Raw genomic sequence first — 16,406 nt, forward strand, 5'->3', positions numbered from 1 at the left:
AGTTTATGTGGGTAAAAATGAAATCAAGAAAAAGTAAAAATAATAAGAAAAAAATAACTCTTGCTTTAGCGGCAGGAGTTGCTTTAACAAGTTTTTCAACACTATCTGTAAAAGCAGATGAACAGGTTGATGTAAAACCAACAGATAATACAGTAGCTGAAGAAAAACATCTACAAAATTCGCCTACAACATCTATCACTCAAGTTGAGGGTGTTGAAGTTTCAAATGGAACTGCTCTTGTAACAAAAACACCAACTGAAGAAGTTGTTGGACAAGCAAAAGGAATTAAAGATCAAGCTGACCGAGCTGTTGAAGCTCAAACTCCTGTTGTTGAAGGGGCTAAAAACCAAGAAGCTGCAACTTCTGAAACAGAAAGCTCTGCCAAACAAGCGCTTGAACAAGCTGAACAAAAGAAAGCTTCCGCAACTCCTGAAGCAATCGAAGGAACAAAAAATGCGATTGACGCTTCTAAGAAAGAGGTGACTACGCAAACAGAAAAAATTGATTCTTTGAAAGAACAACAACATCAAGTGCAAGAAAAGAAAAATACACAAGAAGCTGTTGTTAAAGATGCTACGGAAGCGACCAACAAACAAGCTGAAAAGGTTGCTGGTGCAGAAAAGAAAGTTCAGAACGCTCAAAATGTTTTGAATGGAACTGGCGCTGACAAGGTTATCAAAGAAGAAAAAGATGCCGAGAAAGACCGAGAAGCTAAAAAAGCTATCGTGAAAGATGCGAAGAAAGCTCTTGAACAATCACAAAATGCGGATGCCACGAAAGCTCGTAAATTGAGTGATGTAAAAGAACTTGAAGCAGGACAAAAGAATACTTTTGACCAAGCTACTGATACTCTTTCAAATGCAACACAAGCTCATAACGAAGCTACATCAAAACGTAATGTTGCTAAACAAAACAAGGACAACGCCCAAGCTGTTCTTGACGGAACTGGCACAACAGCTATCCTAGATGAGCGTAAAAACGCACAATCTGATTTAGCTACTAAAGAAGCAACTCTTCAAGACGCTACTAAAACTTTAGATAATGCTAAAAAGACTGATGCTAAAAAGGCAGAGGAAATTGCTGAGTTAGAAAAAGCGAAAGCGGATGCTGAAAAGCAAAGTGCTTCTACTGCTAAAACACTTCAAAATGCAACTGATGAAGCAAACGAAACTTCTTCTAAACTTGGTGTAGCCCAACAAAATAAGGACAACGCCCAAGCTGTTCTTGACGGAACTGGCACAAAAGCCATCTTTGATGAGCGTGACGATGCCGAGTCTAACTTAGCAACTAAAAAGTCAACATTTGAAGATGCTACTACAAACTTGGAACAAGCAAAACGTGCAGATGCTAAAAAAGCAGAGCAATTGGAACAAGCCACAACTAACTTAGAACAAGCGACTGCTACGCTGAAGCAAGCAGAAAGTAACTTGTCTGACGCTCAAACTGCCGCAAACCAAGCTTCTGATGACTTGAAGAAAAAGAAAAAAGCAGAAAAAACTGCTCAAGAAACTTTGGATGCTTCTAAAGGGAAAGTGGCTGGCGTTACAAATGAGCGTGACAATGCTAAGTCTGACTTAGCTAAAAAAGAAGCTAACCTTACAAGTGTTACGAAGAACTTCAATGATGCAAAAAGTGCAGATGCTAAAAAAACAGAACAACTTACTTTGTTAGACAGAGAGAAAACTCAAGCTGAGGCTGAAGAAGCTAAAACTGCAAATGCTTTGATCAAAGCCCAAGGTGGTGCAACTCAAGCTTCAATTAAACTTCAAAAAGCTACTAAAGATGAAAAAGATGCAAAAGATAGTCTTGCTTCATCTGAAAATCGTTTGCCAGGTGTTACAAATGAACGTGACAACGCTAAATCTGACTTGGCAACTAAGCAGTATGCGAAAGATGGTGCTGAACGTAAGTTGGCTGAAGCAAAAAATACAGATGCTAAAAAGCGCTCTGATATTCAAGATTTGAAGACTCTAAAAGGTCAACAAGAAAGCACCATTCGCTCAACAACTCAAGAGTTGTCTGATGCAACATCTGCCGCTAAAAGTGCTGAAAACGCTAAAAAAGAAGCAGATAAAACTGTTGATACGCTTGAAAAACAAATCTCTGCTATCAAGAACTTGACCATCCCTCAATTACCACAAAATGTCATTGCAGCTTACAAAACTTTCCTTAGTAACAAGTCGGATGCGAATAAACATGCTTTGAATAATGCTATTCAAGCATGGTACAAGGGAGGCAAGTATGATTTTGGAAGCCGTCAGTTTGAATGGTCTGACACCCTACAAACAACTGTTTTCAAAGGTTGGGAGAATAAAGATATTATTCTACCGATTGATAATTCAGTTGTGAATCTTGACAAACCAACAGATGAGCAGGTCAAAGCTTTAAGTCATTATTACGCTCTTCTTGCAAACAACCTCCAAGACCAAGTTTGGGGAACGCATAACTTTATCGTTACTAAAGAGTCTGTTCAAGGAATTAAAAACATTACTAAGAATTACGCCAACGAAAATAAACCATACGATACCGGGCATAGTCACCCAGCCTTAGAAAATGATGGCGTGGATAGTGTAAAATGGAACGGAGAAGTCCTTAATTACACAAATACATTAAGTAGCACATCTCCTTATGAAAAAGCTATTGATACTGAAAAAACTCGCAAAGCAACTATGTCTCAACTTTATCGTGAAGTTTATGATGCTGTTCTTGCATTTATGGTTCGAGATATTCATGCTAACTTTGGACATATGGAGGGAATGATTGGAGAAAATGCTCCTACTATTCCAAGTGCTGTTGGTGGTAATATTAGCTACACTAATAATAATGTTGGTCGTATGCACTTTGTTCAATTTGCTGGGAAAGACGCTCATACTGAGACAACTCTTAATTATGCAACTGGGGAACGCACTTCCGTATACATTGACGATTACTACGACAAGGGTATCGCAAAACCACTCCCAACTCCATTTGATACCAGCAAGATGGAACAAGACTTAGCACAAGCTAAGAAAACTCAAGTTTCTGCCATTGCCACTCACAACAACGCTCAACGTCGTTTGGCTTCTGCTAAAGATGCAGACGCTACTGCAACATCTAATCTTGCAACAACAACCAGTCGTCTCAATACCTTGCTTAATACACAAGACTTGACTCCTAATGCAGAGCGTGTTCTTGATAATGCTAAGTCAGAATTAAGCCAAGCTAAATTGCGTAATACAAACGCAAGCACTGCTTATGCAAATCTTTCAAAAGAGATTAACAACAAACGTGCAACTCACGAACAGGCAAAAGATGCCTTGTCTAAAGCAACTATTGCAAATACGGTTGCTCAAAAGACTCTTGCAGAAGCGACTACTTCACATAACAATGCTGTTGATAAGCTAAATAGCATTAAGGATACCATCAAACGTACTAAAGCAATTAAAGACTTAACTCCTGAAGCTCAAGCTAAGTTTGATACTGCAAAAGCAGAACACCAAACTGCCAAAACACGATATGAGAAAGCTGAGAAAGCTTTGGTTGACCTTAATAACGAGATCAACACAAATAGCAACAATCTTGCACAAGCTAAGTCAGAACTGAGTCAAGCTGAAAAAGCTGATAAAACTGCAAAATCTAATCTTGCACAAGCAATTTCTGCTAAGAACAATGCTTCAAAAGCCTTAGAACAAGCTAAGGATGCTCTAGCTAAAGTAAAAGCAATTAAAGACTTGACTCCTGAAGCTCAAGCTACATTTGATCAAGCAGAACTAGCCTACAATACAGCTAAAACTCGTTTGGAAAATGCGGAAACTGCCGTCAACAACCTAAACGCTGATCTTGCAGTGAAACGTCAAGCTTTGGCAGATGCTATTCAAGCACTTAAAGAATCTGAGAAAGCTAACACTACTGCTCAAACTAAGAAAACTGATGCAGAAACTGCGCATGCTAAAGCAACAAGTACGCTTTCAAATATCCAAAAAGCTCTTGCTTCACTCCTTGCAATTAAGGATTTGACACCTGATGCTCAAGCAAAATTTGACCAAGCAACATTAGAGTACAAGGCTGCTCAAACTCGCTTGGAAAATGCGGAAACAGCCGTTAATAACCTGAACGCAGGATTGCAAGAAAAACGCCAAGCTTTGGCAGATGCTATTCAAGCACTTAAAGAAGCTGAAACTCTTGCGAAAGCTACACAAGCTGAACTTGAAGTTGCTCAAGTAACTTATCAAAAAGCTGATGATGAGCTTACAGCCACTCGCAAAGTGATTGCGACACTAGAAGCAACTAAGGACTTAACTCCTGATGCCCAAAAGGCTTATGACCAAGCTCTTGAAACTGAAAAACTTGCAGAGAAACGCTTGGCAGATGCTAAAGTAGCTGTTGAGAACCTAACTGCTGATGTCAAGACTAAACAAGAAGCTTTGGACAATGCGCAAGCTGAACTTGCACAAGAAGAGAAAGTTCTTGAAGAACTCAAAGCAAAACAAGCCGAAGAGGAAAAAGTTCTAGCAACTATTCAAGCTCAACTAGACAACTTGAAAGCTCAAGAAAAAGCTGTTCGTGAGAAGATTGCTAAAATCGAAGATAGCATCAAAGAGATGGAAGGTCTTCTTGATAGCCTCATCCACGCTTCTGAAAACTACGAAGTCGCAAAAGAAGCTTATGAACAAGCTCTTGAGGCTCACCGCCTAGCTCTTCAAACTCTTGAAGCAGAACAAGCTAAACTAAACACTCTCCTCCAAAACCAATTGGATGCCAAAGCTCAGTATGAAGCTGTTCTACTTGCATATCAGAAGGCGTATAATAAACCTCAAGAATCATTGAACCATAGACATGATTCTAAGGTTGAGAATCTAGATCATAAACTGGTAACAGACAAACTTAGAACTGCTCAAAGTAATCCAGCTTATATCTATGTTGGAAATAAACCTAGATATGGTGTCAATACGACTTTACCAAATACAGGTTCAGAGAATAGTTTATTCTTGATTGGCTTAGGAACCATGATTATGGGATTGTTTACAACAAAATTACGTAGAAAAAGTGAATAAATGTAGTAGTAAAATATAAACAGATAATAAGGCTGGAGATAAATATTAAATAGTATTTAAACTTCAGCCTTTTAATTTAATAATAAAAATAGGAGTATACGATGGATAAAGAGCAATGGATTGAAATATTTACAGAAATTAATGGCCGTATACCAACAGAAGAAGAGATTCAAGCTGGAATTCGGGCAGGAGAAATTACAGAGTCAGAAAAAGCAAATGATTCTTTTGAATCTACACAATTTGACTCTCAAACAAGAAATAATGAAGATATATTGCAAAAAGCTGAAGATTCACAAGATGAGCAAGGGTTCAGTAGTGACTCTGTTTTTTGTAGTTCATGTGGAACAAGGAATTCTGTTAATGATATACGATGCACGAATTGTGAAAAAGTTTTAAAACAGAAAAATGACAACGTTTTTAACTCTACACTTAAAAATAATAGTTTATTTAGATATATAAAATATTGTTTTGATACTCAAAGATGGGGTATTCTAACTTATTTCGTTATAATAGTATTTATTGAAACAATCGCAAGTACTGGAATACTTGGACTAGTAGCAGTATTGTTTTCGGTATTTTTCTTATCAAACACTGGTCAATCATTAATTTGTTGGATAGTCGGAGCAAAAAAAATAGAACGAGCAGACTATAAAGAAATAGTTGAACAACCTATAAACGAGATTATTAAAAAAGCGAGACAGATGGGATTAAACTTACCAGAAGATATTGAGATTCGTATCATTCATAATGAGGTTCCAGGAGCTTATGCTATAGGTATGAACAAAATCATCGTTACTGATAGCTTAATGGAAAATCCATATTTTTTAGAACCCAAAATCATGTTTGAGCTGCATCGAATCCATAATATGGCTCCAAATCTATTACCTGTGGTAGTGGGCTCAAATATTTTTTTAATTTTTGTTTTCTTAATTTTAGTAATAACAACACTATTCGGAGGTTTTAGAAAAAATTATGGAGACAGCAGAAACTCATTTTGGACAGGAAGCTCGGAAGCAAAAGAGGGAGCTATTCTATTTTATGGTTCTTTACTATTAATAATGGCTTTAACAAGTTTCTTTTACATGTTTGTGAAATCAATTGTAAAACGCGATGTACTTCTTTCGGATCAATATATGGCTTCTATAGGCCTTGGTGAAGCTCATTGTCTATATTTAGATACTTTATCAGAGATTGATGATTCAATAGCTAAACGTATATGTTCTTTAGGTTATCCTAATAAAGATAAGCGAATTAGTATTCTGCAAGAGAATTATAATGTAAGATATACAGGGGTGTGAGGTTATGAATAAAGAAGAATGGCTATCTCAGTTTGAAGAGAAATACAATAGAAAACCAAGTCCAGCAGAGTTTATTGAAGCAAAGAAGAATAATGAGTTTAATGTAGGAAATAGTAAAGATATAGAGGATAATAATGTCAAAGCTTCTTCCATATCAGTGGAAGAACTAGATAGTGAGATAAAGTTATCCGAAACTTATCTGGATAAAAAAGATTTAGAGAAAACTGATTCTGAAAATATCACTGTTAACGAGGAATATGTGCAAGAACATAAAAAAGTAATAGAAGAAGATAAGATTTTTTGTGTCAAATGTGGTAAACCGAATTTCAGAACGAGCGATTACTGTGTTTCTTGTGGTTCTAGAGTTAATAATTCTAGCACTATGAATTCTTTTATATCTGATGTTTCAGAAAAGTTCTTTACAGTTAGTTCTAAAGCTGGGAAAAAGACCAAGGAATTAACTAAATCGTTACAAGCAAATACACAGATTTATACAGAGAATAAGAAACGTGAAAAACTTCTCCTGGCATTAGGCAATGCATATTACAATAGTAGAGAAACTAGGTTGGATGATCCTTTTGCAGAACTAATTGAAGAAATACATAAAATTGATATTTCTATAGAACAATTGAGAAATTTCTAATAAAGAGAAAGATTAACAGAATGAAAATTTTTTTGAAGATGTTCATAACCTTTTTGAGCATATTCTTTGCTATCAATATTTCTAATGTATACGCGGACGAAACTGGCCCTGTGGTAGTGCAAGCAATTGTTCAAGAAAATTATACTCAAGAGATTACGGTACTTTTAGTAAAACCAGATACTGAAGAAGTTGTAAAGACTCTAAAAATCAATAAAGATAATAATTGGGTTCAAGAGACTAATGTTCCACTAGGCGAATATAAAATGAGAGTATACGGTGAAGGCTTAGTTGCTAGATCAATAACACAACTTAAGGCAACATATATGGTTAAAAAAGTTATAAAGAATCCTTCAGTACATGAGAAACCTTGTTTTGTTGTTATAGAGGGAGATAAAAAATTTATATCTACTTACTATGGTCTAGTTGATTTTCAGAGAAAAGACGGAAGCTATTTAAAGGGGAATTATACTAATGATGAACTGGATAAGTTTTACCAGGAAGCTATAGGCACTCAGACTGGTATGTTCGGTTCCAACAAAGAAAATACTATTACTACAGTACTAGAAACTACAGAAAATATAACAAATAAAGAAACGGACCCAAAAGAGAGTAAGGCAGATTTAGAGGAAATTGATAAAACTGAAGAACATGATTATAGTAACAAAAAACTATCCAATGAAATTAAAATCATTATTTCTATATTTTCAATCGTTTTGTTATCTGTAGTTGTTATTATCAAATTTCTAAAAAAGAATAAAAATACTTAAGTTTTTCCTTTAAATAGGTATTATATAAGAGATTTCTTAAAGTATTGTATTATGTTTATATGAACCATTTTGTTTGAAATAAAAAGTTCTATAATTTCTACATTTAATTTATCAAGTGTAGAAGTTATAGAACTATTTTTTTACGATAAAAATATAATAATGTTTAAAAAAGTTACTTAGTTTGCTTGTGCGATTAACTTATAAGCATAGGACTTTTGAAATTCTTCTGGTCGATTGTGTCCGAGAGCACGTGATACAATTAAACAAGCCTTTCGATCAAGGACAACACCTTTTAATTCGCCTCGTAGATAAATTTTTTCTTTTTTATCTTTGATGTCTTTGGGATCTCTCGCGACAAGAAGATAAAGACGTTTTGCGTATTCTGCACGATATTTATGAGGTTTTAAAGCAGTTGGAACTTGAAACACACGCTTTTTACCAGCTAGTTTAAATTCTTCAACAAGCCTTTCTAATTCTTCTTTGTCTCGCGTAATAATCGGAATCCATCGGTCTCGTGCTCCTTTTGATTTATGCTTTTTACCAATGATTTTAAGATAGTATCGACCATCTTCACGTTGATGTAGAGAATCACCTGTAATAGCTTTTAATTCATTTTTACGTAACCCAGTGGCAGATACGATTGAGAACCAGCGATTATTTGTTTCTTCAGACATCCTGTCGTCATTAGACTTCAAACGATTATTCTTTTTGTCGGCTCTATATCGAATATCCGTTGCAACAAAAGTAGTGGAAGATACACCTAAAACTTTGGCTAATGCTGCTTTATAGGTTGACTGGGTTGGAGCAGAAAGCCCTAATTTCTTACAATGTTCTAAGTATTGATTCACTAAGTCAATCCATCCCTCAATATCGTTAGATTTATCAAGAGCTTCTAAATCTTCGGCAGTAGTTATTGAGGCAACAAAGGAAGCAAATCTGCTCCAGGAACCAGCGTAGTTATGAAGAGTTCGGTCGGTATGGATTAAATGAATGTCCTCTCCCGTTTTTTTGGATTCATTTCGCTTGATACCCTTTCCTTTTTTAAAGCGCGTGACTAGATTAGTCAATCCTTTTGATTGGACGAATTGTTTCCGACCCTCAAAAGTTGTTAGAGAATTCATCTGTTGTTTCTTAGCTTTCTCTTTAGCTTTTCGTCGTTCAGCACGACTACGTTTCTTCTTTGCCATAGTTCTTTCCTTTCTATTGTAGATTGTCCACTTTTAAAGAAGATCTTAAGAAAATTCTTAAGTTTTTTTTTAATTCAAGTTGAAGTAGTGCAGTGACTTAAGCTTATATTCACTGATGTAGTATCTTCCCTTTGCTGAGGGCGCTTCTTAATTGATGGCTAAGAAGATAACCAAGTCATTTTACAACATGACAAGTTGACTCAATTCAAATAAGATGTAGAGTTCCATCTTACAGATAAAATCTGTTGTTCTTTCTTGTTAAAAATTTTCAGTTTTAAATGCTCTGAATTTGGCGACTGAGTTAAGCTAGTTTTTTGTATTCTATTTTTAGACTTTTGTTATTTACTTTCGTTTCTCTACTTTTATTGTTTACTTTGTTTCGATCAAAAAACTTTTTTAAAACTGCTGTTGACATTACTTTTATTATCTATACATTTATATTTTTTTAGTAAATAAAATACAAAACTGGTTCTTTCCTAACCCAGCTAAAACCTGCTGTTTCCACGATAGCTACCTCCTTTTAAAACATAAAAACGTAGCTATATTAGTTACGTCTCTACTCAATCAATTATTTCTATAATATTAGTATGCCACAAAAAACAAAACAAAAAAATTAGGATAAGATTATTTTACGTTATTCACTTTTACATGGTACTGTGTGTTTAGCGTGACTTACACATACGTTTCTGTCAACGCTAAACACACAGAAAAATCAGAATCGTAAAAAATTAGAAATGAGAGAAAGAGGATAAGTACAAAAAAATTCAATAAGTGAAACAATGCGTTTTTCGTTTTTTAAAATATTTTATTTTTATAATTTGGAAAAAATGGCATACTATAATTATGATAATACTTAAGGAGGAAACCACTATGTTTCTAAAATATTATTCACTCATGAATTATATTCTCTATAAAAATCGCAGAGAATTCGAAAACTCATTTGATTGCTACCCCAAAAAGACAGTGTATGAGTTCTATATTAGGGAGTCTACAGGAGGAATGAAAATTAGACAAAAAGAACATAATGCAATTCATGTTAGCCTATTTTCTAATAATGGGAGTTATATTACACTTTACTTAAGGAATTTTACGCCAGAAGATTTGGTGGCTGTGATGAATTCATTAATCAAGCAGAAGAAAGAACTTGGATATGAGCGGTTGATTTGCTTGTTATCAGAGCTCAAAAATGATGAACGCTTAAGTTTATTGATGAAGTTATCCAAAATGAAATAAACATACTGGGACGAGTATCTCAGTGTGTTTTTGTGGTAAATTTGTCTTTAAAATAGATAAGATAGATTATTTGATAAAGCCATTGTATTAGATGATTGGTTTGCCAACAATATAACAGATGAATTATTTCATTCAGCTAGAATTGGATAAAAACGCACCAAAATTGGTGCGTTTTTATTTTTTGTGCTATAATAGAAATAAATAAAAGGAGGAGTTACATGATTGGAGAAAATATAAAAACGTTACGTAAAACACATAAATTAACGCAGCCTGAGTTTGCAAAGATTGTTGGTGTTTCTAGAAATAGTCTGAGTCGTTATGAAAATGGGACAAGTCGAGTTTCGACAGAATTAATAGATCGTATCTGCAAGAAATTTAATGTTTCGTATGTCGATATCGTGGGGGAGGAAAAAATGCTCACACCAGTAGAAGATTATCAATTAACTCTAAAAATTGAAGTGATTAAAGAACGAGGGGCGAATATCTTAGCGCAACTTTATCAATTTCAAGATGAACAAGGAATTGAATTTGATGATACTTCTAATCCTTGGGTTCTAATGAGTGATGATTTGTCTGATTTACTGAACACGAAGATTTATCTTGTGGGGACTTTTGATGAAGTAGAGCGATATAATGGTTATTTGGATGGCATTGAACGGATGCTAGAACAAGCTGCTCATCTGGTGGTGGCTTAATGAAACTAGAAGAATTTAGTCAAGATGATTTTGAACGAGCATCCAGACGACTCGTTCGTTCTTTAACTCGTGGTAAAACAACTTCGTCTCAGCCCAAGGCTATCTTGCTAGGTGGACAGAGTGGTGCTGGGAAAACAACGATTCATCGTATTAAACAAAGGGAATTTCAAGGTAATATCATTATCATTGATGGAGATAGTTATCGCTCTTTTCATCCGAACTACCTTGGCCTACAGGAAAAGTATGGCAAAGATAGTGTGGATTATACCAAAGTATTCGCGGGACAAATGGTTGAATATCTTGTAGATGAGTTGAGTAAAAAAGGTTATCATTTGTTAATCGAGGGTACCTTGAGAACAACAGAAGTTCCTAGAAAAACGGCACAATTATTGATAACTAAAGGATATCAAGTCTCACTTGCACTGATTGCGACCAAGCCAGAATTGTCCTATCTCAGTACATTGATACGTTATGAAGAGCTCTATGCTATAGATCCTCGTCAAGCTAGAGCAACTCCCAAAGCACACCATGATGGAATTGTAGAACATTTGGTTGATAACTTACGGGAATTAGAAAAAGATCAGCTCTTTGAACACATTCAAATTTACCAAAGAGATCAATCGTGTGTTTATGATTCGCAAGTAGACGAAACCTCAGGAGCAGAGGTTTTACAAGAATGCCTCTTTGGAAAATGGAGTAAGGTGGAGGAAGAGATGTTGAAAATGGGACAGGAACGGTTGAGAGAGTTAAGTATGAGAACCTCAAAATAGGAGAGAATTTTTATGTATTTAAAAAGTTTATCAATAAAAAATTATAGAAAATATGGCGAAGAGGTTCAGGTAATTAACTTCGCTCATAGCAAATGGCCAGAAATTCCAGGAGATGAAGATGAACTAGAGAAAATAAATATAACAGAAGAGTATATATCAAAAAGTTCGTCATTAATTGTAGGTAAAAATAATTCTGGTAAAAGTACAATTGTCAAATTATTGAATACACTACAAAATAGTAAATCAGGAAGTCGTAGTGTTTTTAAACATACCGATTTTAATTTAAAAATATTATCAGATTGGTATCATGAAAATATTGACAATAAATCTGAAGAAGAGATAAAAAGTATTGATAGATCTCATTTTCCTAAACTAGAGTTTCAGTTGATATTAGGAATTGATGATGGAAATGATTTGATTTCAAGTTTTGAGGATATATTAATTTTAAGTGGTATAGAGACAGTTGAAACTCATGAAAATCAAGAGATCGCTGAAGTGACTATCGATGTTAAGTATGAAGTTGTGGATGAAGTGGCATTTTTAGAAGATCTGGTTAAAATTAAGACTAGCTATTTTAATGATAGTCGACAGTACGATGAACTATATAAAAAAGAACTTCAATATCGACAATTTTTAGCTTTATTTAGCAGTAATTACTTTGTATTAAATTTTTATCCTATAGGAAGAGAGGAGCCAGCTAAAGAGTTTTCTCTATCTTCATTGTTAAAGGTGGATACAATAGAAGCGAATACGGTTAAAAATGACAAGACACTTTCGCAAGCTTACAATAAAATAGTTTCAACTTATATAAAAAATAATGATATTGAAGAGATTAATAGTTTGGTTGGTGGTATTAATTATCAAGTAAAGGGGATGGTTGATGCCAATATAAAGGATATTCTTCAAAGCGCCGTGTCTAGTATTGAATCAACTAAGAATCTAAAGATGAATTTACATCCAGATGTAACTTTAGAGAAAATTTTTGCAAATAGTATTATTTATGAGTACCAAGAGGGAAATAACAACATACCTGAGAGCCAGTTTGGTATGGGGTATACAAATTTGATGGTAATTATCGCAAAGATTGTTGATTATGTTGAGCTATACAGTGAGAAAGATATTAATGGTTCAGTAAATATTCTTTGTATTGAAGAACCAGAGTCATTTATGCATCCACAGATGCAAGAATTATTTATAAAAAATATTTCAAAAGCAATTGCGACATTACTAGGTAAAAAACAACAACTAGATACCTTTCAAATTATCATCACAACTCACTCAACCCATATTTTAAACAGTAAGATTCAATCAGGAAACACTCTAAATAATATTAGTTATCTAGGTCAAGCAGATGTAAATAATATTATAAAAAACATAAGTGATGATGCAATAGTATCTGGTAGAGATATTGACAATAAAGCTTATGAATATATCAAGAAATATTTAAGGTTAGAGGTATCAGATATTTTCTTTGCTGATGCAGTCATTTTAGTTGAGGGTGTTTCAGAAGAAACCTATTTAAGATATGAAATTGATAAACATCCAATATTGAAAAATCATCATATTAAAGTTTATAGAATTGATGGAGCGTATGCTCACCAGTTTATTAGTTTATTAGATTTGTTAGAAATTAAAACTGTTATTTTTACAGATTTGGATTTGAAAAGAAAAGAGCAAGATGAAGAGGGTAAAAAGATTGATATCCTTTCATACAATATTAATGATTTAAATATTCAATATGCAAATTCAACAGAGTGTTTGACTACAAATAGTACTCTACAATATTTTATAAAAAAAGAACTAAATGATGAAAATGCAAAATATGACAAAATTAATCCAAAGTTAATTGAAATGCTTACTGATAAAGATGAATTAGTTATTATTTGTGAAAATATTTCAATGTATTCTCAGGGCAAAATAAATGGATATTACGCGACTAGTTTTGAGGAGGCAATTGTTTTAACAAATTCAATAAATGAAGATAGAAATAAATACAAGAAATCTTTGATTAAACTTTTACAAAAAGTTCACCCAAAAATGGAATATTTTGAAGATATTGATGAAAATTCAGAATTAGCCGATAAATCCTATATGTATCAAGTAAAATTATCTGATGGAAAATCAAAGTTTTCTACTGGAATTGTATACTTATCAGTAACTGATGAGGATTTTAGTCTCAAACAACCTCAATATATTGAATCAGGTTTGAACTCACTTTGTGATTATTTTGAGGAGTAAATAATGACATATACAATTAGTCCAGAAAATAGACAAATAGAGTTAGACATTCAGAAAGATATTAATGAATGTTTAGATAACTTTGAGAGCTTTTGTTTTGATGCCGGTGCTGGAGCAGGGAAAACCTATGCATTACAAAAGTCAATTGAACATATTTTGAAGACGGAGGGAGAAAATTTAAAATTACGAAATCAAAAAATCTTATGTATCACTTACACTAATGCCGCAAAAGATGAGATTCTTAGTCGGCTTGGTAAAAATTCTGCTATACTGGTCTCTACAATCCATGAATTTCTATGGGGATTTATTTCTATTCAGCAAGAGTTACTGACTATAGAACATAAGAATAAGATAATTGATGAACTCCATACTATTGATCATAAAATAAATGAAAATTCTCTTTCTAACAGTGTTAATCTAGTTGATTTTAAAAATACGATTAATGATGATAAATTTATGAAAATTTTCTACAATACACCTAGTTCTCCTGCAGAGAATTTTAAAGCTATTATAAGAAAGCATGATGAATACTTTTCTCCCTATTTAAGTAATGTTAGTAAGTTTAGCAGTTTAGTTAAGGATATTAATAAAAAGTATAAACTCGAAATAACATTAAAGGAAATTGAAGATAAAGAATCTAAAAAAATTATTTATAATCCAGTTCAAAACCGTGATAAACTTGAAAATTATGTCATTAGTCATGATACATTATTACTTTATTGTAAAAATATAATTACTAATCAAGATATATTAAAGAGATTATTTTCAGATAGATATCCATATATCTTAATTGATGAGTACCAAGATACAGATGAAAAAGTTGTTGCTATTATTGATAGTATAAGGGAATATTCAAATTCTAGGAAAAAGTTAGTAGTAGGTTTTTTTGGTGATTCCTTACAAAATATTTATGGTTCAGGTATAGGTGTCCTGCCAAATAAAGAAAAATATAAGAGTATTGAAAAAGTTTTTAATCGCCGTTCTTCTAAGCAAATAGTAGAGTTAATTGAAAAAATTAGGAATGACGATTTTGGTCAGCAGTCTATATATACTGATTTTGATAATGGATCTTATAATTTTTATATCTCAGGTGATGATTTTAATATAGATGCTTTTTTACAGGAAAAACACCTGATTAATAATACGGCTTGTCTTCTTATGAAAAATGACGATATTTCCAAAGCAAGAGGATTTGATGAAATATTATCAGTATTGAAAAAGTTCCCTCGATTTAGTGGTGCGAACTTTGAGAATGTGTCTAATGAATTTTTACAGAAAAATTTACAGCATATGGGATGGTTTTTGAGAGAGATTTTAACTTTCATAGACTTTATTCAAAGGGCAGGGGATGATAATTCAACTGTCAGGGAGATTGTTCAGTTCGCAACTCCGCATAAATCAACACTAACATTTGCAGAGATGAAACAGTTTATTAATAGTTTGAGAGAGCTTAACTTATCAACATTGATAATTGATAAATGTATTGATGAAATTGCTAATATACAGGAACCAATCTCAGGTAATGCTATTCTAAAAAAAATATTCTTGATAGATGATACCGCCGAGAACATTTTGTTAAATATAAAGAATCGTGCTTATGATTATTTTTACTATTCTCAAGATTCGGAGGAATCAGAAAGAGAAATGACAGTTGTTGATGAATTTTTTAATCTAGATATTTCTCAATTTATCAAGTGGTATAATTATATTTTTGATGATTTAAAAAATGAAGGAATTAGCTATTACACATTGCATGGTTCAAAGGGGCTAGAATTTGATAATGTAGTTGTTGTGCTACAAGATAAATTTGCAAAAAAAGAAAATTATTGTAAGTATTTTTTTGAAAAGTATAATACTTCAATTGATTCTGATTCACAATTTCAAGAAGTTCGCAATCTTTTATACGTTGCTTTTTCAAGAGCCAAGAAAAATCTTCATGTAATTTATAAAAATAATACTCCAGAAAATTTATTAGCGAATATAAAGGATATTTTTCAAGAAATTCACAATTTAAATTCATATTAGACATATGTTTATGAAGTTCTACTCTTTCATTTTTTATGTAAGTAGAAAATTTAAGTTGGACTATACTTGTAAAGTAATTCTAGCTGATTCCTAGATAAGATTATATCATCAAACTGATTTTGAAAAAATATAAATATAAGATGTACAAAACAACAATTTAAATGGTGTGAACTTTTCGGTAAAATCTAGCTCAATTCGTGTATTTTTAGTGTAAAATTCACACCATTCAAATGAAATTTATTCAAATTAGATGAAATTCTGTTTTCTGTAAATATGGGAAAACATTGATTTTAAGCGGATATTGAAACTTATTCAAATAAAAGTGTTTCCAACCAGGTCTTAAGAAAGCTCGTAAAGCTAGCCAGTTCTCTAAACGTTAATTCGTTGCTGGACAGCAGAATACAAACGAAAACACTTTGCATCTTGCAAGGTGTTTTTTCTGGCTCTTTGTCAACTGTAGTGGGTTGATGAAAAGTTATAACCTGGAGAGAACCAAATTGGTTCTCTCCTTTTTGAT

General features: G+C 33.1%; 11 protein-coding genes. 9 read left to right on the plus strand and 2 right to left on the minus strand.

Features of this window, described 5'->3' with window-relative positions; translation table 11 throughout:
* Positions 1 to 17: 17 nt before the first annotated feature.
* The 4 genes from HA044_RS09840 (at position 18) to HA044_RS09855 (ending at position 7,741) form a co-directional block, all read left to right on the plus strand.
* Positions 18 to 5,033 carry an SEC10/PgrA surface exclusion domain-containing protein gene (locus tag HA044_RS09840; RefSeq protein ID WP_187541001.1) on the plus strand — a complete coding sequence of 1,672 codons (5,016 nt, stop codon included), beginning with the start codon at positions 18 to 20 and terminating at the stop codon, positions 5,031 to 5,033.
* 101 nt (positions 5,034 to 5,134) lie between these two features.
* Entirely contained in the window at positions 5,135 to 6,331 is a 1,197-nt protein-coding gene (locus HA044_RS09845; protein WP_187541002.1) for a hypothetical protein, read from the plus strand.
* A 4-nt stretch (positions 6,332 to 6,335) separates the two neighbouring features.
* Positions 6,336 to 6,974: a hypothetical protein gene (locus HA044_RS09850; protein ID WP_187541003.1), complete on the plus strand. Its 639-nt coding sequence runs from the start codon at positions 6,336 to 6,338 to the stop codon at positions 6,972 to 6,974.
* A gap of 20 nt (positions 6,975 to 6,994) precedes the next feature.
* On the plus strand, positions 6,995 to 7,741 hold the full coding sequence (locus HA044_RS09855) for a hypothetical protein (protein WP_187541004.1): 747 nt from the start codon (positions 6,995 to 6,997) through the stop codon (positions 7,739 to 7,741).
* Positions 7,742 to 7,917: 176 nt separating this feature from the next.
* On the opposite strand, the gene HA044_RS09860 is transcribed toward HA044_RS09855, so the two are convergent.
* Positions 7,918 to 8,928: a site-specific integrase gene (locus HA044_RS09860; protein ID WP_082161849.1), complete on the minus strand. Its 1,011-nt coding sequence runs from the start codon at positions 8,926 to 8,928 to the stop codon at positions 7,918 to 7,920.
* Positions 8,929 to 9,927: 999 nt separating this feature from the next.
* Here HA044_RS09860 and HA044_RS10080 point away from each other — a divergent pair.
* The 5 genes from HA044_RS10080 (at position 9,928) to HA044_RS09885 (ending at position 15,889) form a co-directional block, all read left to right on the plus strand.
* Positions 9,928 to 10,161, plus strand: a complete 234-nt coding sequence (locus HA044_RS10080; RefSeq protein WP_239681809.1) for a hypothetical protein — start codon at positions 9,928 to 9,930, stop codon at positions 10,159 to 10,161.
* A 218-nt stretch (positions 10,162 to 10,379) separates the two neighbouring features.
* The gene (gene pezA / locus HA044_RS09870) at positions 10,380 to 10,856 is read left to right on the plus strand and encodes a type II toxin-antitoxin system antitoxin PezA (RefSeq protein WP_048688554.1); all 477 of its coding nucleotides are present in this window, start codon (positions 10,380 to 10,382) and stop codon (positions 10,854 to 10,856) included.
* On the plus strand, positions 10,856 to 11,626 hold the full coding sequence (gene pezT / locus HA044_RS09875) for a type II toxin-antitoxin system toxin PezT (protein WP_048688557.1): 771 nt from the start codon (positions 10,856 to 10,858) through the stop codon (positions 11,624 to 11,626). The genes pezA and pezT overlap by 1 nt, the downstream gene beginning before the upstream one ends.
* Positions 11,627 to 11,638: 12 nt before the next feature.
* A complete protein-coding gene (locus HA044_RS09880; protein ID WP_048688560.1) occupies positions 11,639 to 13,864 on the plus strand; it encodes an AAA family ATPase in 2,226 nt (741 codons plus the stop codon).
* A gap of 3 nt (positions 13,865 to 13,867) precedes the next feature.
* Entirely contained in the window at positions 13,868 to 15,889 is a 2,022-nt protein-coding gene (locus HA044_RS09885; protein ID WP_048688563.1) for an ATP-dependent helicase, read from the plus strand.
* A 308-nt stretch (positions 15,890 to 16,197) separates the two neighbouring features.
* Here the strand turns inward: HA044_RS09885 and HA044_RS09915 are convergent.
* The coding region (locus tag HA044_RS09915; protein WP_222935365.1) for a hypothetical protein at positions 16,198 to 16,406 on the minus strand (209 nt) is incomplete at its 5' end.

Origin of the sequence: Streptococcus sp. IMAU 99161 (genome assembly GCF_014435245.1) — a bacterium.
Lineage (GTDB): Bacteria > Bacillota > Bacilli > Lactobacillales > Streptococcaceae > Streptococcus > Streptococcus lactarius.

Coding starts and splice junctions, on each gene's coding strand:
- HA044_RS09845 (WP_187541002.1), top strand. CDS start 5,135: ATGGATAAAGAGCAATGGATTGAAATATTTACAGAAATTAATGGCCGT.
- HA044_RS09855 (WP_187541004.1), top strand. CDS start 6,995: ATGAAAATTTTTTTGAAGATGTTCATAACCTTTTTGAGCATATTCTTT.
- HA044_RS10080 (WP_239681809.1), top strand. CDS start 9,928: ATGAAAATTAGACAAAAAGAACATAATGCAATTCATGTTAGCCTATTT.
- HA044_RS09885 (WP_048688563.1), top strand. CDS start 13,868: ATGACATATACAATTAGTCCAGAAAATAGACAAATAGAGTTAGACATT.
- HA044_RS09860 (WP_082161849.1), bottom strand. CDS start 8,928: ATGGCAAAGAAGAAACGTAGTCGTGCTGAACGACGAAAAGCTAAAGAG.
- HA044_RS09840 (WP_187541001.1), top strand. CDS start 18: ATGAAATCAAGAAAAAGTAAAAATAATAAGAAAAAAATAACTCTTGCT.
- pezA (WP_048688554.1), top strand. CDS start 10,380: ATGATTGGAGAAAATATAAAAACGTTACGTAAAACACATAAATTAACG.
- pezT (WP_048688557.1), top strand. CDS start 10,856: ATGAAACTAGAAGAATTTAGTCAAGATGATTTTGAACGAGCATCCAGA.
- HA044_RS09850 (WP_187541003.1), top strand. CDS start 6,336: ATGAATAAAGAAGAATGGCTATCTCAGTTTGAAGAGAAATACAATAGA.
- HA044_RS09880 (WP_048688560.1), top strand. CDS start 11,639: ATGTATTTAAAAAGTTTATCAATAAAAAATTATAGAAAATATGGCGAA.